At 61.5% G+C, this 19,368-nt stretch carries 11 protein-coding genes; 3 read left to right on the forward strand and 8 right to left on the reverse strand.

The window, feature by feature from the left end; all coding sequences use genetic code 11:
* Positions 1–113: 113 nt before the first annotated feature.
* The 8 genes from AC4ANE_RS10855 to AC4ANE_RS10890 are packed head-to-tail and all read right to left on the reverse strand — an operon-like array spanning position 114 to position 6,317.
* The gene (locus tag AC4ANE_RS10855) at positions 114–1,031 is read right to left on the reverse strand and encodes a metal ABC transporter substrate-binding protein (RefSeq protein ID WP_031594923.1); all 918 of its coding nucleotides are present in this window, start codon (positions 1,029–1,031) and stop codon (positions 114–116) included.
* Positions 1,032–1,931 (reverse strand): metal ABC transporter permease, encoded by a 900-nt coding sequence (locus AC4ANE_RS10860; RefSeq protein WP_031594922.1) that lies wholly within the window; start codon positions 1,929–1,931, stop codon positions 1,032–1,034. It abuts the gene before it with no gap.
* On the reverse strand, positions 1,931–2,695 hold the full coding sequence (locus AC4ANE_RS10865) for a metal ABC transporter ATP-binding protein (protein ID WP_002552919.1): 765 nt from the start codon (positions 2,693–2,695) through the stop codon (positions 1,931–1,933). The genes AC4ANE_RS10860 and AC4ANE_RS10865 overlap by 1 nt, the downstream gene beginning before the upstream one ends.
* Positions 2,692–3,624, reverse strand: a complete 933-nt coding sequence (locus tag AC4ANE_RS10870) for a metal ABC transporter substrate-binding protein (protein ID WP_002552920.1) — start codon at positions 3,622–3,624, stop codon at positions 2,692–2,694. The genes AC4ANE_RS10865 and AC4ANE_RS10870 overlap by 4 nt, the downstream gene beginning before the upstream one ends.
* Before the next feature lie 35 nt (positions 3,625–3,659).
* The gene (locus AC4ANE_RS10875; protein ID WP_002552921.1) at positions 3,660–4,226 is read right to left on the reverse strand and encodes a DUF6162 family protein; all 567 of its coding nucleotides are present in this window, start codon (positions 4,224–4,226) and stop codon (positions 3,660–3,662) included.
* The gene (locus tag AC4ANE_RS10880) at positions 4,223–4,555 is read right to left on the reverse strand and encodes a hypothetical protein (protein ID WP_002552922.1); all 333 of its coding nucleotides are present in this window, start codon (positions 4,553–4,555) and stop codon (positions 4,223–4,225) included. The genes AC4ANE_RS10875 and AC4ANE_RS10880 overlap by 4 nt, the downstream gene beginning before the upstream one ends.
* A complete protein-coding gene (locus AC4ANE_RS10885; protein WP_002552923.1) occupies positions 4,552–5,094 on the reverse strand; it encodes a hypothetical protein in 543 nt (180 codons plus the stop codon). The genes AC4ANE_RS10880 and AC4ANE_RS10885 overlap by 4 nt, the downstream gene beginning before the upstream one ends.
* The gene (locus tag AC4ANE_RS10890) at positions 5,091–6,317 is read right to left on the reverse strand and encodes a PepSY-associated TM helix domain-containing protein (protein ID WP_002552924.1); all 1,227 of its coding nucleotides are present in this window, start codon (positions 6,315–6,317) and stop codon (positions 5,091–5,093) included. Before AC4ANE_RS10890 ends, AC4ANE_RS10885 begins: the two co-directional genes overlap by 4 nt.
* Positions 6,318–6,613: 296 nt before the next feature.
* Here AC4ANE_RS10890 and AC4ANE_RS10895 point away from each other — a divergent pair, with 296 nt between their 5' ends.
* The 3 genes from AC4ANE_RS10895 to AC4ANE_RS10905 all read left to right on the forward strand — a co-directional run bounded on the left by AC4ANE_RS10895 (position 6,614) and on the right by AC4ANE_RS10905 (position 19,354).
* Positions 6,614–7,591, forward strand: coding sequence for a TauD/TfdA family dioxygenase (locus AC4ANE_RS10895; RefSeq protein ID WP_002552925.1), 978 nt, complete (start codon positions 6,614–6,616; stop codon positions 7,589–7,591).
* Between the two features lie 415 nt (positions 7,592–8,006).
* On the forward strand, positions 8,007–11,417 hold the full coding sequence (locus AC4ANE_RS10900; RefSeq protein ID WP_002552926.1) for a non-ribosomal peptide synthetase: 3,411 nt from the start codon (positions 8,007–8,009) through the stop codon (positions 11,415–11,417).
* The gene (locus AC4ANE_RS10905) at positions 11,414–19,354 is read left to right on the forward strand and encodes a non-ribosomal peptide synthetase (protein ID WP_031594920.1); all 7,941 of its coding nucleotides are present in this window, start codon (positions 11,414–11,416) and stop codon (positions 19,352–19,354) included. Before AC4ANE_RS10900 ends, AC4ANE_RS10905 begins: the two co-directional genes overlap by 4 nt.
* The last annotated feature ends 14 nt before the right edge of the window (positions 19,355–19,368 follow it).

Genomic DNA, 19,368 nt, shown 5'->3' on the forward strand with positions numbered 1-19,368 from the left:
GACTATCGTGCGACGCTCCGCGTCGTCATGCCGTTCGGGACGCTCCGCGTCCTCTTGCGACCCAGAGCGTCATGAACTGCATTCCCCACGCTGGAGCGTGAGCAACGATAAGCTCACCCCTTGCCAGCCAGCACCTCGATAACCCCCTGAATATCCCCCTGCAACTCCGCCAGCGGATCAGCGCCATCAATCCCCAACACCAGCAACGTGCTGCCTGCCGCTTCAATTGCAGACTTCACCGGTTCTGGCGGCTGACGATGATCAAGCACCAGCGCCACGTCGTTATTCTTGAGGGTCGCGCTCAGTTTGCTCAATGCCTCGGGCGTCCACTGTTCGTCGGTCAGCACCTGGCTGTCGATCAGCTCCAGATTCAGCCCGTTGATCAGGTAGCCGAAGCGGTCTGACAAACTCACCACACTTAAATTGTCGTCACCGGCCAGTGCCGCTTCGCTGCTGGCACTCAGCTTGAGCAGTTGCTGCTTGAACGCCGCCAGATTGGCCTCGATCTTCGGCTTCGCACTCGGTGCCAGGCGCACCAGGTCCGCCGCCAGCACATCGGCCATGCGCCCCATGTTGTTGCTCGCCAGCCACGGCTGACTGTTCAGCCCGTCAGTGCCCTGACCCGGCTGCACAGCAATCCCCGGCAAACCACCGTCCACCGGCCGCGCCGCATCAATCTCGACGATGCGAATATTGCTGCGGCGCGCATTAGGGTAAAGCGGGTCATCGGCCCAGATCGAACGCAAGCCGATTACCGCGTCGGCATTGCTCGCCAGCCCGCGCAATGCATCGGCCCCACGCCCGGTGAAATACGCCGTCTGACGCGAGCCGGGCAGGTTGGCCGCGGCAGCGCGTTCCAGCATGACACCGCTGTCCTTGAGCAGAATTTCCCCCAGCCCGTAGGTAATCGGCAGGCTGGCCAGCACCCGTACCGGTTGAGCGCTGTCGGCTTTGGCGTCGGCGGCATACAGGCTGTTGCTGAACAGGCCGGTCATGGCCAGCGCCAGGGTCAATGTGCGTAAAGTAGGCATTTATCCAATATTCCCTTTCAGGGCGGGCAGCGTGCCGCGGGCGATGGCGGCCAGGGCAAAGGCAACGCCAGCCACCAGAATGATCGCCGCGCCGGACGGCACAGGCAGGTCGAAGACGATAGGCAGCAGAATGCCGCACAGGGTGCTGACGGTTGCGATAGCCACTGAAATCCAGAGAAAGCCTTTCAGCGACTGGCTCAACAGCCGTGCCGCCGCCGCTGGAATCACCAGCAACGCACCGACCAGAATCGCGCCGATGACTTTCACGGCGGCAACGGTGATCAGTGTGACCAGAATCACGAACAGGTAATCCAGCGCCTTCACTGCCACGCCGCGCACCGCAGCCAGTTGCGGATTGAAGCTGGCCAGCATGATGCGGTTGTACAACGGCAGGCTCAGGCCCATGACCAGCGAACCAACGATCAGCAACACCAGCAGGTCATTGCCGTTGACAGTCAGTACCGAGCCGAACAGCACGTTTTCCAGAATGTGCACGTTGATCTTGCCGGCCAGCACCAGCAGCAGGCTTGCGCCGAGCGCCAGGGACACCGAGAGGAACACGCCAATCAGCGTGTCCGGTGCCAGTCCGGTGCGGTTGCGCAGGTAGTTGAGGACGATACCGAACAGCAGGCAATAGCCGAACAGCGCGCCATAAGGCCCGGTGTACGGCTCACCGAGCAGAATGCCGATGGCCACGCCGGTCAGTGCCGCATGGCCCACCGCTTCGGAGAAGAACGCAAAGCGCTTGACCACGACCAGCGTGCCCAGACCGCCCAGCACCGGGCCGATCAACAGGCCCGCAAGCAGGGCGTTGACCACAAAGCCATAGGCCAGCGCTTCGGGCAGATAGCCGGATGAGGCGAGGCCCTGAATGAACAGACGAAACGTTTCGTAATCCATCACGCGACGCTCCCGTTAACAGCATCGGCAGTGCGCGGATGAGCAGAAAACAACGTCAGCAGGCGTTCCGGAGTCAGTGCCGTGGCGGCAGGCTCGTCGAACAATACGCGGCGATTGAGCCCGGTCACCTGATCCGCCAGACGCCGCACCGCATCCAGATCGTGCTCGATCCACAGCACGGTAATACCGCTTCGGCGCCAGTCACCGAGCAGGCGCTCGAAAACTTGAATCCCTGCCTCATCCAGAGCCGACATCGGCTCATCCAGCACCAGTAATTGCGGCGCAGGAATCAGCCCCTGCGCCAGCAGCACACGCTGCCGCTCACCACCGGACAACGCGCCCATGCGCCGCTTGCGCTTGTCCTGCATGCCGACCCGTTCCAGCGCATCGCCGATTGCTGCCGCGTAGTGTTTCGACAAGCCCATAAACGCCGGGCGTCGTTGGCACATGGCAGCCATGAAATCGTCGACGGTCATCGGCAGGCCGCGATCGAACTCCAGCGCCTGCGGCACATAGCCAATCAGGCCCGGCGCGGCAGGCCATTGCAGGCTCAATTGGCCTTGATGCGGTGTCTGCCCGAGCAGGGTCTTGATCAGCGAGCTTTTGCCGCCGCCGTTCGGCCCGACCAGCGCGTGTACGCTGCCAGCGCGCACGTTGAAATGCACGCGGTCGAGAATCGTTGTGCGGCCCAGGTTCAGGCTCACCTGGTTGAACTCTATGCCTGGCCCCTGGCTGACGATGTCGAGGTTCTGCGCGACAGTCATGTGCCCGACTCCTGAATGGCCCGCACCACGGTGTCGAGGTTGCCGGCCATTTCCTTCTCGTACTTGTCGGCGGTGTATTCGCCATAGGAAATGTGCGACAGCGGGTACAGTTTGACCCCGGATTCACGCTGGATGGTGTCGACGTAAGTGGACGGGAAATCCATCTCCGAGAAGATCACCTTCACGTCCAGTTCGCGCAGTTGGTCGATGGTCTTTTTCAACTGGCTCGGGCTGGGCTCGATGCCATGTGCCGGTTCCACCACTGCTGTCACTTCCAGGCCGAATTCACGCAGCAGGTAGTCGTAGGCGGCATGTACCGTGGCCACGCGCAGGTCGGCGTTGGGGGCCTTGGTCAGTTTGGCGAGGGCGTCGGCGCGCATCTGCCGCAGTCGCTTGCCATAGGCGCGGGCGTTGGCGGTGTAGGTTTTGGCGTTGTCCGGGTCCAGCTTGCCCAGCTCGCGGGCGATGTTGTTGACCTGGGCGATGGACGCGCTGATCGACAGAAAGGTGTGCGGGTTGACCACCTTGCCTGCGCCGCGTGCTGCAACCCCGGTGGCGGCCAGCAACGGTACGTCGGCGTTGGCTTCGATGGTCTTGATGTTCGGCGTTTCGCTGGCCGCGATCATGCGGTCGGCGAAATCGTCGTGCCCGACGCCATTGAGCACGATCACGTCCAGCGAACCGATGCGCTTGATGTCCTCGGCGCGCGGTTCGTAGGCATGCGGGTTGAAACCGGCCGGGATCAGCGGCACGACGTCGGCCTTGTCACCGACAATATTGCTCACGTAGCTGTAATACGGGCGCAGCGTGATGCCGATGCGCAGGCGCTTGGCCGGGTCGGCGGCGTAGCTGGACGGTGCCAGCAGGGCGGCAAACAACCCCACCAGCAGGACGCGCAGCAAGGGACGGCGTTTGAATGAAATAGGCATGGGCAAGCGGTCTTCTTTCAAAGGAATGCGAAGTTTCAGTGTGGGTGCTGACGGGTTACGCCAGCATCGAATTGCGCGACGACCTGTTTCCAGCCCGCGTCGACCAGGGCTTTGTCGCCGAGGTCGCTGACAGGTGCGATCGAGGCGCTGCGGTTGATCCAGATGTCAGGCTGGTTGTCCGAATCGATGCGCATCAGAAACGAGCCGGCCACGTTCGGCGTCTGGCTCAGGCCCACATAGGACTGCTCGACCATTTGCCACGCGTGACCGCCACGGCTCACCGAACTGGCGTCCTGGGAGAACGGCGCAAAGCCCTCGTCACCCAGTTGTTGCGGGGTAACAGGGGGTTGCTGTTCGGTTGCCAGCAGGCGAATTTCGTCGAGAGTCACGCGCAGGTCGGCGTAGATGCCTTGTTCGGCAGCGGTCAGGTCACGTCGCGCATCAAGTTGATGGCTGGCAAGGCTGTGTGTTTCCTGAGTATCACGGTGCAGGCTGACGACTCCGGCCGCGACACCGAGGATCAGCAGGCACAGTAGCAGAACGTACAGGGTTTCATGCCCGGCGCCGGCCGGCCGGACGATTTGTCGGGTTGGCGCACTCATGGGCTGCGGATGTCCGCCTGATCGATTTCCACCACATGGCCGGGGCCGGCATCGAACAGCACATAGAACTCGGAAGCCGGACGCTTGAAGGTCACGGTCGAATCCTCACCCAGCTTGCCGGGTACCAGAATGGTTTCGTCATAGCCGATCACGTCGAGGGTCACGCCCGGCGCACCACTGCCGTCGGAAAAACCGCCGGTGCAGCGAATCTGCTCGTTGTCGATCTGTTTGCATTCGCACATCGGGTTGTGCGCCAGTGCGTTGCCACTCAAGCCAAGCAGGCACAGGGCGCTGGCCGTCAGCCAGCGCAGGGAAGGGCGGGCACTCATGGTTTGGCTCCTTGTTTTTTCAGCCACGCCACGGTGGTGGGCGAAGCCTGTTGCAGCGGGATGGAAGTCTGATGCACGGCGCCGTCCCAGCCTTCCATGGTGATCCACAGGTCTGAGTCGGCGCTGGTGTTTTCGGGAATCTGCATGAACGCACTCATGCGGTAGCCACCGCCAAAGAAAATAACCCCGGCGGTGCGCAGACTGCGTGGTTTGCCGATGCGCAGGTAAGTGGCCTTGACCCGGTCGATGCAGGCGTTGCACAGCGCGGCATTGAAGCTTTTCATGTAGCCCGACGGGCCGGACAGGCGCGGGGCTTCGTTACGGTCTTCGGCCAGACGCAGGCTCCACGGGCCGACCTGAATCTCGCCGACGTCGCGTTGGCCAAGGCCCTGATCGCCGCGATCCAGCGCGTTGTCGGAGAAGTACTTGGGCATGAAGCCCAGCGGAATCAGCACCAGCAGCACGTTGATGTGGAAACGCCATCCGTGCCAGAAACGACTCAGCGACGATGCAGGTTGTGCAACAGCGGCCTTGCTCACAGGCTGTTCTCCGGGGTGCGGGTCGCCAGTGGCGAGCGGGTGGTGTCCGGAGTCGATGCCGGGGTGAAGGTGGCCGGGCTGGTTCTGGACTCACGCTTGAGGGCATTGAGCGTCGCCAGCGCGGTGCGCTTGCTCCAGATCAGCAACCCGCTGAGCACCATCATGCTCAACAGCAGGCCGAAGAACGCCCAGATCAGCTTGATCCAGATACCGCCGAAGTCGCCGGTGTGCAGTGGGCGCATGGATTCGGTGACGAACTCCAGCTTGTTGCGGTCCGACAACAGGTGTGACGCTGCGATTTCGCCACTGTACGGGTTGATTTCGGCGGTCTGAAACATCAGCGGATACCAGCTGCGCCCGCCAACCTGCATGTTGCTGTAGGCATTGAAGGGCGGAGTGATGAAGCTTGCTTCAAGACCTGGAATTCGCTCCTTGGCGATTTCCACGGCCTTTTCCAGACTGATGGTCGGTGCCGGGCGGCCGTCGGCAGTCAGCGGCACGGCGCTGTGTGGAATGATCGAGGCAACCTGGGATTTGCTCGAGATACTGATCTGGTTATCGCCAAGAATCGCCTGAATCAGAAACCACGTGCCGGTGATGGAAATCACCGCAATGAACCAGATCGACCACACGCCGCTGAGGCGATGCAAATCGCCCCAGAAAATCCGCGGGCCCTGGCTGAAGCGTACCGGCTTGAAAAAGCCGCGCCAGAATTTCTTGTAGACCACCAGCCCGGTCACCAGCGACGCGAGCAGGGGCAGGCCGAGAATCGACACCAGGTACCAGCCCCACGAATAGCCATTGGTGAACGGCACCAGCCACCAGCCGTGCAGCGCGCGGGTGAAGCGGCGGAAGTCGAACGACGGCGTGAGGCCCTGAATCACCCCGGTGTAAGGGTTGACGTAAGCCGGCACCGAGCGGCCGTCCGGGTAGGTGACGAACACGCTCAGGGCGAAGTAATCGCCGTCAGGCTGCATGATCGTACCGACGATGAGGTCCGGCTCGTTGCGCTCGATGGTTGCGCGAATCTGCTCGAAGCTCATGCGTTGGGCGTCGTCGGAGGGGCGGTTGTCACGCATCTCCGGGTTGGCCAGCCACATGATTTCCTTGCTGATGACCGCCAGCGTGCCGGTCACACAGACGATCAGCACAAAAAACCAGATGGGCAGGGCAAGCCAGCTGTGGACGAGAAACCAGATTTTTGAACGGGACTTCTTCGACATGGATAAACAATCTCGATTCACGATGTAAAGCAGCCGCAAAGCGACTCCTTCTGTCTGTACGCGCGGGCGATATAAAGCCTCGCATTCAATTAAAGACGAATGAGAATGAGATTCCTGTAGGAATATTTTGCGTTTAAATGAAAAAAATTGTTTCAGAGCTATCTGAAGCCCCCACATGGCGCAGGAAAAGGGGCTGGGCGGCTAATTTTCTCGTGGCGAACTACGTTCAATCTGGACATTGGTGTTGCGCCAGGCCGCAGGGGCTCGGGCGCTTTTGCCATCAAGGGAGAGACATCATGAGTCATGCGTTGAGTTTGGATATCCGGCCGCTGCTTGCAGGGGCGGGCAGCTTGCCCATGCTGGTACAGGCACCCGAGCCCGGTCTGGACTTGATGGAAGCGCTGGGCGAACTCAAGCCGCTGGTGGCCGCGCACCTGTACAGCGCGGGCGGCATTCTGTTTCGCGGCTTCGACGTCGGCGGTGCGGAAGCGTTTCGTGAGTTCGCTGCCGGTTTCGGCGATCCGCTGCTCAACTACGAGTTTGGCTCCACGCCGCGCAGTAACGTGACCAAGGGTGTGTATACCTCCACCGAATACCCGGCGCATCAGAGCATCCCGTTGCACAACGAGCAGGCCTACACGCTGGACTGGCCGATGAAGATCTGGTTCTACAGCATGATCGCGGCGCAGACCGGTGGCGAAACGCCGATTGCCGACAGCCGTGAGATCTACCGGCGCATTCCGGCGCGTATTCGTGATCGCTTCATCGAAAAGAAGCTGATGTACGTGCGTAACTACGGCAACGGGCTCGATGTGGAATGGAGTCAGGTATTCAATACCGAAGATGAGTCCGTGGTCGAAGCCTACTGCCGGGCGCACAACATCGAGTGCGAATGGAAAGACGACGGCGAACTGCGCACCCGCCAGATCTGCCAGGCAATATCGCGCCACCCTGTGACCCACGACACCGTCTGGTTCAACCAGGCGCACCTGTTTCACATCTCCAACCTGCAACCGGAAGTGCGCGAAACCCTCCTGGATGTCGTGGATGAAGAAGACCTGCCGCGCAATGTTTACTACGGCGACGGCTCACCCCTCGAAGAAAGCCTGCTGGACGAGATTCGTGGCGTGCTCGATGACTGCACCGTCAGCTTTCCATGGCTGGAAAACGACGTACTGATGCTCGACAACATGCTCACCGCCCACTCCCGTGCACCGTTCACCGGCAAACGCAAAGTGGTGGTGGCCATGGCGCAGGGGCATTCGGATAAGTAGTTGTTTATTGATTTCCGTGCCAACGCTCCGCGCCAGCGTTATACCCCGGTCCTGCAGAACTCAAGTAATCGTGCTTTTGTGGGAGCGGACTTGTCCGCGAAGACGGTAGTTCAGCCGGTACATTTTTGGAGAATGTACCTGCCCTTTCGCGAACAAGTTCGCTCCCACAAGGTTTTAACTACCGTGCGATGCTCTGCGTAGACGCCGGTACTGATGAACACAAGTAATGGTGCTTTTGTGGAAGCGGACCGGGCGACGCTTCCACGGCCTTCGGCCAGAAGCACAAGCGGACTTGTGCCTAACCCTGAAGAGTCGCTCCACGCCACAACAAACCTTTCTAAATATTTCTCCGCCAATTCGTTCTTGTTGATACGACCCCGCCCGACGGTCAGCCCCATTCAGCAAGGATCGACCCATGAACCCCGAACACGCCCAGAAACTCGCTCGTCGTTTTGTCGAGTTGCCCCTTGAAAAGCGTCGTCTGTTTCTCGATGGCATGCGCAAGGAGAACATGGATTTCTCGCTGTTCCCGATCCCTTCCTGCGCAGGGCTGGCCGAGCGTGACGGGCTGTCTTATGCCCAGCAACGCATGTGGTTTCTCTGGCAACTGGACCCGCACAGCGCAGCCTACAATCTGCCGATGTCGGTGTGCCTGAATGGCCCGCTGGAGCTACCGTTGCTGGAGCGAGCCTTCAGTGCGCTGGTCGAGCGGCATGAAAGCCTGCGCACCACCTTCGGTCAGGAAGGCGACCGGGCGTTTCAACGTGTTGCGTCGCCGACACCCGTCAGCATCCGCCTGATCGACCTGAGCCAGCAGCCTTGCGAACAGCGCTGGGCGAGTGCGCGGCAGGCGATGGCCGAACAGTCGGCGCAGACCTTCGACCTGCAGCGCGGGCCATTGTTTACCGTGCAGGTATTGCGCCTCGCCGAACAGGAACACCTACTGCTGCTCAACCTGCACCACATGATCACCGACGGCTGGTCGATGAACGTGCTGATCGACGAATGGCTGCGCGGCTATGACGCGCTGCTGGCTGGTAAACCGCTGCCTTTTCAGCCGCTGCCTGTGCAGTACCGCGACTATGCGCTGTGGCAACGCAGCTGGCTGGAGGCTGGCGAACAGGAACGTCAGCTGGATTACTGGCGCAGCCATCTGGGCGAAGAGCACCCGGTACTGGAGCTGCCCACAGACCGCCCGTACCCGGCGCTGCCCAGCCATGATGGCGCGCGCCTGGAACTGGCGCTGGAGCCCGAGCTGCTGCGTAACCTGAAAACCCTCGCGCAACGTCAGGGCGTGACCCTTTTCGTAGTCCTGCTGGCAACCTTCAAAAGCTTGCTGCACCGCTACAGCGGGCAGACCGACATTCGTGTCGGCGGCCTGATCGCCAACCGCACCCGCAGCGAAACCGAAGGGCTGATCGGCTGTTTTATCAACACCCAAGTGCTGCGCAGTGAAGTGACGGCGCAGACGCGCTTTGTCGATTTGCTGCACACCGTGCGCAATGCCTCGACCGGTGCTCAGGCGCATCAGGAGTTGCCGTTCGACGCGATCATCGACACCTTGCAACCCGAGCGCAGCCAGAGCCACAACCCGCTGTTTCAAGTGATGTTCAACCACCAGCCGGTGGTTGCCGACCTGCTGGACAAACAATTGAGCGGCGGCCTGCGCGTGGCCAATCTGCCTGCCGAGCAACAGGCACTTGCCCAGCGTTCGCACGCCGCGGCCAGTGATCTGATGCTTGCCACCAGCGGCGAAGGTGAGCAGCTGAACGCCGCTTTCACCTACGCCACCGATATTTTCGACCAGGCGACCATCGCTCGTCTGGCCGCACATTGGCGCAACCTGCTGGCGTCGGTCTGTGCCGACCCGCTGCAAACCGTTGCCGAACTGTCGATGCTGTCGACCGATGAGCGCGCTCAGTTGCTGGATATCGACAGCGCAGCCAAAGCCGACACCACAACCCCCGCGCATCGCCAGTTCGAAGCGCAAGTGCAGCGCACACCGAGCGCCCCGGCATTGATCCTCGCCCGTGAAGGCCAGGCGCCCAGCCTGAGTTACACCGAACTGAATGAGCGCAGCAACCGTCTGGCCTGGCAACTGCGTGAGCAAGGCGTCGGCCCGGACGTGCTGGTCGGCGTGGCGCTGGGCCGTTCGCTGGACATGCCCGTCGCGCTGCTGGCGGTGCTCAAGGCAGGCGGTGCCTATGTGCCGCTGGACCTGAGCGCGCCGAGCGAGCGTCTACGTCATGTGCTGCAGGACAGCGGCCTGAAACTGCTGCTGACCCACAGCCAGCAAAAGACGACGCTGCCTGAGCTGGCGGGTATTCAGTGCCTGTGCATCGATCAGATGAGCAGTGCGGCAGCCAGCCCGCAAAACCCGGACATTGCCGTTGATCCGGCCAATCTGGCCTACGTGATCTACACCTCGGGCTCGACCGGTCGGCCAAAAGGCGTGGCGATCAGTCATGGTGCGCTGGCCGAATTTGTAACGTTGGGCGCGAACTACAGCGACCTGCGCGAAAGCGACCGGGTCCTGCAATTTGCCACCCATAGCTTCGACGGCTTCGTCGAGCAGTTCTACCCACCGCTGTGTCGCGGCGCGGCCGTGGTCTTGCGTGACAAGCGTTTGTGGGACAGCACCACCTTCCATCAAGCCATCGTCGAGCACGGCGTAACCCTGGCTGACCTGCCTGCGGCCTGCTGGCTGACACTGGTTCAGGATTTTGCCGCCAGCCCGCCTGCGCACTATGGCGCGCTGCGGCAGATTCACGTCGGCGGCGAGGCGATGGCTGTCGAAGGTCTGCGCCTGTGGCACAAGGCCGGGCTCGGGCACGTGCGCCTGCTCAACACCTATGGGCCGACCGAAGCTACGGTGGTATCGAGCATTCACGATTGCAGTGCACTGACTGCGGAACAGGTGTCGTGGCGCGGTGTGCCGATTGGCAGAGCTCTGGCGGGACGACGGCTGTACGTGCTCGACGATCAACTGAATCTGCTGCCGCAGGGCGCGGTGGGCGAGTTGTATATCGGCGGTCCAGGCCTGGCGCGGGGCTATCACGCCCAGCCCGGCCTTAGCGCCGAGCGTTTCGTGGCTGATCCGTTCGTGCCCGGTGAGCGCCTGTATCGCACCGGTGACCGCGCCAGGCTGCGCGCTGACGGCGCTGTCGAGTACATCGGACGGGTCGACCATCAAGTGAAAATCCGCGGTTTCCGTATTGAACTGGGCGAAATCGAATCGCGCCTGCAGCAATGCACAGGCGTGCGCGAAGCGGTGGTACTGGCTGTCGAGCTGGCGGGCAGCACGCAACTGGTCGCTTACGTGGTGCCGCAGGTCATGGCGAACGGCGATGCCGAGCAACTGGCGCTGCGCCAGGGCATCAAGAGCCAGTTGCAATCCAGTCTGCCGGATTACATGGTGCCGACGCATTTATTGCTGCTGCCGGAACTGCCACTCACGCCCAGCGGCAAACTGGACCGCAAGGCACTGCCAGCGCCCGACGCAAGCCAGTTGCAGGCGCGTTATCGCGCGCCGCACAGCGAAGTGGAAATCTGCCTCGCTGCTATCTGGCAAGAAGTCCTGCACGCACCGCAGGTCGGCCTCGACGATCACTTTTTCGAGCTGGGCGGCCATTCGTTGCTGGCCGCGCAAGTCATAGCCCGGATCAAGACGCGACTGGGCATCAGCCTGCCGTTGCGCACCCTGTTTGAAAAACCGCTGCTCAGCGACCTTGCCGTCGAAGTGGCCGCGCTGACCGACAACACTACGGATAACGACTGGAGCGACATGGACCAGTTCATGGACTCACTGGAGGAATTTGGCGCATGACCGGGACCACTGTTGCACGTATCGCGAAACGATTTGTCGGCCTGCCGCTGGAACAACGCCAACAGTTCCTCGCCCGCTTGCGCCAGGAAGGCAAGGATTTCAGCCTGTTGCCAGTGCCGGTCAGTCGTCATGATTTCAGCACGATTCCGCTGTCGTTCGCCCAGCAACGCCTGCTGTTCCTCTGGCAGCTCGACCCGCTGAGCGACGCCTACAAGATGACCACCGGCCTGCGTCTGCAAGGCCCGCTGAACGAGCCGGCCTTGCGCCGCGCCTTTGATCATCTGATCGAACGCCATGAAGTGCTGCGTACCGTGTTCCACACCGACGGTGATCAGGCGCAGCAAGTGCTGCTGCATGATCAGACCGTGGCACTGGACAGCATTGATTTGTCCGGTCTGGCTGATGTCGAACTGCGCGATGCCGAACTGGCGTTGCGAGTTGCCACAGTCACCAGCCAGCCGTTTGATTTGCGCACAGGCCCGTTGCTACGTGCGCACCTGTTCCGTCTTGCCAGCGACGAGCATGTGCTGGTGGTGAGCATGCACCACATCGTCTCCGACGGCTGGTCGATGGACGTCATGATTCAGGAGTTCGTGCACTGCTATCAGGCGTATTGCGAAGGTCGCGAACCTGCGCTGCCGGAGCTGCCGCTGCAATACGCCGACTACGCTATCTGGCAACGCAGCTGGCTGGAGGCGGGCGAGGGCGCGCGGCAACTGGATTACTGGCGCAGCCAGTTGGGTGACGAACAACCTTTGCTGGACGCCGCGCAGGATTTCCCGCGCCCGGTGACACAAAGCTATCAGGGCGAGCACCTGCGCTTTGATTTCGGTGCTGATCTGTCGCGCCAGCTCAACGCCTTTGCGCGCACGCAGGGCATGACCCTGTTCATGCTGGTGCTGGCCGGTTTTTCGCTGTTTCTGTCGCGCAAGGCCGGGCAGCGCGATATCCGCATCGGCGTGCCAAACGCCAACCGCGGTCGTGCTGAAACCGAAGGGCTGATCGGTTTCTTCATCAATACTCAGGTTTTGCGCTGCCAGGTGGACGAGCGCCTGAGCTACCTTGACCTGCTGGCGCAGATCCGTGACACCTCGTTCGGCGCGCAGGCCCATCAGGACGTACCCTTTGAGCAACTGGTCGATCAACTGGCACCAGAGCGCAGCCTGGGCCACAACCCTTTGTTTCAGGCCAAGTTCAACCAGAACGTAATCCTCAAACAGAAAACCGCGCTCAAGCTTGCCGGGCTGGAAGTCAGCGAATACGCCTTCGACAAGCAGGGCGCGCATTTCGATCTGGCGCTGGATATCACCGACGACGGCACGCTGATTCATGGCGACATGGCCTACGCCAGCGACCTGTATCGACGCGCCACCGTCGAAGGGTTCATTCCCGAAATGCTTGCGCTGTTCAAAACCCTGCTCGATGCGCCGCAGGCGCCGTTGTTCAGCCTCGGTGCACTGGCAATCGAGCCACCGCGCCAAGTGCGCGAACCCGCGCCGCACATGCTGCAGCTCTGGGGCCAACAAGTTGAACACCAGCCGCATGCATTGGCTGCCCGGTGTCTGGATCGCAGCCTGACGACGCTGGAACTGGATCAGGGCGCCAATCAGCTGGCTCATCATCTGATCCGGACGGGTATTAGCGAAGGCCAGCCGGTTGCAGTGTTGATGGAGCGTTCGATGGACTGGCTCACGGCGGTGCTGGCGATCTTCAAGGCCGGTGGCGTGTACATGCCGCTGGACGTCAAAGCCCCGGATGCGCGCCTGCGACAGATGCTCTGCAACGCCCAGGCCAAAGTGCTGCTGTGTGCCGAAGGCGATGTGCGTCAGACGTCACTGGATGTTGCCGGTTGTGAGGGCCTGGCCTGGACACCTGCGCTGTGGCAGGACTTGCCGGTCAGTCGTCCTGATATCACGCTGTCAGCCGATTCAGCGGCTTACGTTATTCATACCTCAGGCTCCACCGGTCAGCCCAAGGGCGTATTGGTCAGCCAGGGCGCGCTGGCCTCTTACGTGCGTGGTCTGCTGGAGCAGTTGCAACTGGCCCCCCAGGCGAGCATGGCGCTGGTCTCGACCATCGCCGCCGACCTTGGTCATACCGTGCTGTTCGGCGCGCTGTGTTCAGGACGCACGCTGCATGTGCTGACCGAGGCGCTGGGTTTCGACCCTGATGCCTTCGCGGCTTACATGGCCGAGCATCAGGTTGGCGTGCTGAAGATCGTGCCCGGTCATCTGGCCGCGCTGTTGCAGGCCAGCCATCCTGCCAATGTGTTGCCGCAGCATGCACTGATCGTCGGCGGCGAAGCCTGTTCGCCTGCGCTGGTCGAGCAGGTGCGTCAGCTCAAACCGGATTGCCGGGTGATCAACCACTACGGCCCGAGCGAAACCACAGTTGGCGTACTGACCCATGAATTGAAAGTGGACACGATTCCCTGTGGGAGCGAACTTGTTCGCGAAGAGGCCAGCACAGGCTTGCAAAAGGCTGAGGCTCTACTACCGCTTTCGCGAGCAAGCGAAGCGTCGCCCGGCTCGCTCCCACAAGGTCTATATCTATCCACTAAGGTGCCGGTCGGTGCGCCGTTGCCGGGGGCCAGTGCTTATGTGCTGGATGATGTGCTGAACCCCGTTGGCACTCAGGTGGCGGGCGAGCTGTACATCGGTGGCGACAGTGTCGCGCTGGGCTACATCGGTCAGCCTGCGCTGACCGCCGAGCGTTTCGTGCCGGACCCGTTTGCAGAGAATGGTGCACGCGCCTATCGCAGCGGCGACCGCATGCGTCGCAATCATCAGGGCTTGCTGGAATTCATCGGCCGTGCCGACGATCAAGTGAAAGTGCGCGGTTATCGTGTCGAGCCTGCCGAAGTGGCGCGGGTGCTGCTGAACCTGCCTTCGGTTGCGCAAGCCAGCGTGCTGGCATTGCCTGTCGATGAAGACGAATCGCGCCTGCAACTGGTGGCCTATTGCGTCGCAGCAGCCGGTGCCAGCCTGACCGTCGACAGCCTGCGCGAACAGTTGGCTGCACGCTTGCCCGACTACATGGTGCCCGCACAGATCATGCTGCTGGACAGCCTGCCACTGACCGCCAACGGCAAACTCGACAAGCGCGCCTTGCCCAAGCCGGGCGTGGTCAAACAGCGTTACACCGCGCCGGTCGGCGAGATCGAGGAAAAGCTCGCCGCCGTATGGGCGGACGTATTGAAACTGGAGCAGGTCGGCAGCACCGACAACTTCTTCGAACTGGGCGGCGACTCGATCCTCAGCCTGCAGATCATCGCCCGCGCCAAGCGCCAGGGCATCAAGCTCAGCCCCAAGCAGTTGTTCGAAAAACAGACCATCAGCCAGTTGGCCTTGGTGGCAAAACTGATCCAGAAAAAGCCTGCTGCGCCGGTCGAACAGATCAGTGGCTCGCTGCCGTTGCTGCCGATTCAGGCGCGCTTCTTCGAACTGGACATCCCCGAGCGTCAGCACTGGAATCAGGCGCTGATGCTCAAGCCTCTGCAAACGCTGGATGCAATCCACCTTCAAGCTGCACTGACCGCGCTGATCGAACAGCACGACGCGCTGCGTCTGGGTTTCACCCAGCAAGACGGCCAATGGCAAGCCACGTTCGGCGCACCGAATACTCGCGACCTGCTGTGGATTCATGAGCTGGACAGCATTGAGCGCTTGCCTGAACTGGCCGACGAGGCGCAGCGCAGTCTGGACCTGAAAAACGGTCCGCTGCTGCGGGCGCTTCTGGTCAACCTGCCGCAGGGCGAGCAGCGTTTGTTGCTGGTGATTCATCATTTGGCCGTCGACGGAGTGTCGTGGCGGGTGCTGCTGGAAGACTTGCAACAGGCTTACGTCGCCCTGACTAAGGGCCAGCTTGTGGCGTTGGCAGCGAAAACCACGTCGCTCAAGCATTGGGCCGAGCAATTGCAACAGTATGCGACCGGCGAAACGCTGACCGCCGAGCGCGATTACTGGCTGCACGCTTTACAGGGCACAGATCAACCGTTGCCACGCGACAAGCCCGAAGGTTCGATGCGCAATCGCGATGCGGCCCATGCCTCATCCTGGTTGAGCAAGGACCTGACCCACAAGCTGCTGAAAGTTGCACCTGCCGCGTACCGCACACAAGTCAACGACCTGCTGTTGACCGCGCTGGCGCAAGTGTTGTGCGAGTGGAGTCAGCAGCCGTCGGTGCTGATCCAGCTGGAAGGGCATGGCCGCGAAGACTTGTTTGACGACACCGATCTCAGCCGTACCGTCGGCTGGTTCAGCAGCCTGTTTCCGGTTCGCCTCACGCCGCAAATCGCGCCGGGTGCAAGCCTGTGCGGCATCAAGGAACAACTGCGTGCCGTGCCCAGCAAAGGTATTGGTTACGGCGTATTACGTCATCTCGGCGAGCCGTCGTTTAAGCAACAATTGGCCGCCTTGCCGCAGGCACGGGTCACGTTCAATTACCTGGGCCAGTTCGGCGGCAGCTTCAACGAACAACAAGGCGCGTTGTTCGTGCCAAGTGCCGACAAAACTGGCACTGCGCTGTGCGAAGACGGCCCGCTGGGCAACTGGCTGAGCCTCAACGGTCAGGTGTTCGATGGCCAGTTGCAACTGGACTGGAGCTTCAGCCGCGAGGTGTACCACGCCTCGACCATCGATACCCTGGCGCGCCGCTACGAGCAGGCGCTGACCACGCTGATCGACCACTGCACCGCCGGGCATCAGGGCGTCACGCCGTCGGACTTCCCGCTGGCGCGCCTCACTCAAACGCAACTCGACGGCTTGCCGATTGCTGCGGGCGAGATCGAAGACATCTACCCGCTGTCGCCGATGCAGCAGGGCATGCTGTTCCACTCGCTGTTCGATGAGGGTGCGGGCAACTACATCAACCAGATGCGCGTGAGCATCAGCGGGCTGGATGTGCCGCGTTTCCATAACGCATGGCAATCAGCGGTCAACAACCACGAAGTGCTGCGCAGCTGCTTTGTCAGCCAGAGCGAACAGTCGCTGCAAGTCGTGCAACGTCAGGTCACACTGCCTTTTGTCGAGCTGGATGCGCGTGACAAGCCGCAAAACTGGCTCGACGACTGGGCGCAGGCCGACCGTCAGCAGGGTTTTGATCTGGCGCACGGTCCGCTGTTGCGCCTGGCGGTAGTGCGCACTGGCGACGACGCGTGGCAACTGGTCTACACCAGCCACCACATTCTGATGGACGGCTGGAGCAGCTCGCGGCTGCTGGGCGAAGTGCTGCAACGCTACAGCGGTGAGACGCCGCCGAAACAGGCGGGACGTTATCGCGATTACATCCAGTGGCTACAGGATCAGGACGCCGATGTCAGCGAGCGCTTCTGGACCGCAGAGCTGGCTGAACTGGATGAGCCGACCCGCTTGCTGCAAGCCTTCAAAACATCAACCGATCAGCAGGGCTATGGCGATTACATTCAGCTGATCGACGCCGACGGCACCCGGCGCTTGAGCGAGTTTGCCCGCGAGCAGCACGTCACCCTCAACACGCTGGTGCAATCGGCCTGGCTGTTGCTGCTGCAACGCTATACCGGTCAGTCCAGCGTGACCTTTGGTGCCACGGTGGCCGGGCGTCCGGCTGAATTGCCGGGCGTCGAGGAGCAACTGGGCCTGTTCATCAACACCTTGCCGGTGATCGCCAGCCCGCGTTCGGAACAGACCGTCGGCGACTGGGTGCAGCAGGTGCAGGCGAAGAACATTGCCCTGCGCGAGCATGAGCACACGCCGCTGTATGACATCCAGCGCTGGGCACGTAACAGTGGCGAGGCGCTGTTCGACAACATACTGGTATTCGAAAACTACCCGGTGTCTGAAGCCTTGCAGCGCGCGCCGGACGGTCTGACGTTCAGCGACCTGCGCAATCAGGAGCAAGCGCATTACCCGCTGACACTGGTGGTCGAGGCCAACGACGTGCTGTCGGTACGTTTCAGTTACGACCGGCAACACTTCAGTGCAGAAGGCATTTTGCAACTGGCGGCGCATTTCGATCACTTGCTGCAAAGCCTCAGTACATCCGCAACGGCACGTCTCGGCGAGCTGACCCTGCCGACTGCCTGGACGCAAAGCGTGCAGCATTACCCGACCGGGCAGTGCGCCCATCAACGCATTGAAACCCAGGCCGAGCGCACGCCGCTGGCCATCGCCATGACTTTTGCTGGCGAGCAATTGAGCTATCAACAGCTCAACAGCCGCGCCAACCAACTGGCCCATAAACTGCGCGAGCAGGGCGTCGGCCCGGATGTTCGCGTGGGGCTGGCCGCTGAACGCAGTCTGGACATGATCGTAGGGATGCTGGCGATCCTCAAGGCCGGTGGTGCATACGTGCCGCTGGACCCGGATTATCCGCAGGATCGCCTGAGCTTTCTGATGCACGACAGCGGCATCGAACTGTTGCTGACTCAAGCACATTTGCTTGGCCAGTTACCGATTCCTGCACATGTTCAGAAACTGGATCTGGCGGATGCGCTGGACGGTTACAGCACGGAAAACCCGGTCAACCAGACCTCGCCGGACAACCTGGCCTACGTGATCTACACCTCGGGATCAACCGGCAAGCCGAAAGGCACCTTGCTCGCCCATCACAATCTGATGCGCCTGTTTGCTGCCACGGATGACTGGTTCACATTCAACGAAAAAGACGTGTGGACGCTATTCCATTCCTTCGCCTTCGACTTCTCGGTGTGGGAGATTTTCGGCGCGCTGCTGCATGGCGGCCGACTGGTGATCGTGCCGCGCGAAGTGACCCGCTCGCCGGAAGAGTTTCATGCGCTGCTGGTTGAACAGCAGGTCACGGTGCTTAACCAGACGCCGTCGGCGTTCAAGCAGTTGATGCGTGTGGCGTGTGATTCGCCTGTGCCGATGTCACTGGAAAAAGTCATCTTCGGTGGCGAAGCGCTGGACGTGGCCAGCCTGAAGCCGTGGTTCGACCGTTTTGGCGATCATGCACCGCAACTGATCAACATGTACGGCATTACCGAAACCACGGTTCATGTGACCTACAGGCCAATAACCGAGGCCGACACGCAAAACCCGGCCAGCCCGATTGGCGAGGCGATTCCAGACCTCTCTTGGTATGTGCTGGACGCTGATTTCAATCCGGTCGCCCAAGGCTGCAGCGGCGAACTGCACATTGGCCATGCGGGTCTGGCGCGGGGTTATCACAACCGCGCGGCGCTGACTGCCGAACGCTTCGTGCCGGACCCGTTCTCCAGCGACGGCGGTCGCCTGTACCGCACCGGCGACCTGGCCCGTTATCGCGCTGCCGGAGTGATCGAATACGCCGGGCGTATCGACCATCAGGTGAAGATCCGTGGTTTCCGCATTGAACTGGGTGAAATCGAAGCGCGGCTGCAAGCGCACCCGACCGTGCGCGAAGTGATCGTGCTGGCCGTGGATGGGCAATTGGCAGCGTATCTAGTGCCAGCCCAGCCTGATCACGATCAGCAAAGCCTGCGCGAAACCCTGAAGACCGAACTCCGGTCGCATCTGCCGGATTACATGGTGCCGACGCATTTCATCGTCCTCGACAAGATGCCGCTGACCGCCAACGGCAAGCTGGACCGCAAGGCGCTGCCCGCGCCGGATGCCAGCCGGTTGCAAGCGGCCTATATCGCTCCGCAAGGCGAGCTTGAGCAGCAACTGGCGGCGATCTGGGCCGATGTGCTGAAGGTCGAGCAGGTCGGGCGTAGCGACAACTTCTTCGAACTCGGCGGCCACTCGCTGCTGGCGGTACAGATACTGGTGCGAGTGCGTGAGCAGTTGCAGCGCGAGGTCGGCCTCAAGGACCTGTTCGAACAGCCGGTGCTGGCGGACTTCTGCGCCACTCTGCACGAAAAAAATGGCGAAAGTGACCATGCGCTGGACGAATTGACTAAATCACTGGAGGCACTCAAACGTTTATCAGCGGAGGAAATTGATAATTTGATTGCTTAGCAGGAGAGACCCCA

It is taken from the genome of Pseudomonas sp. Pme6b, from assembly GCF_058129925.1.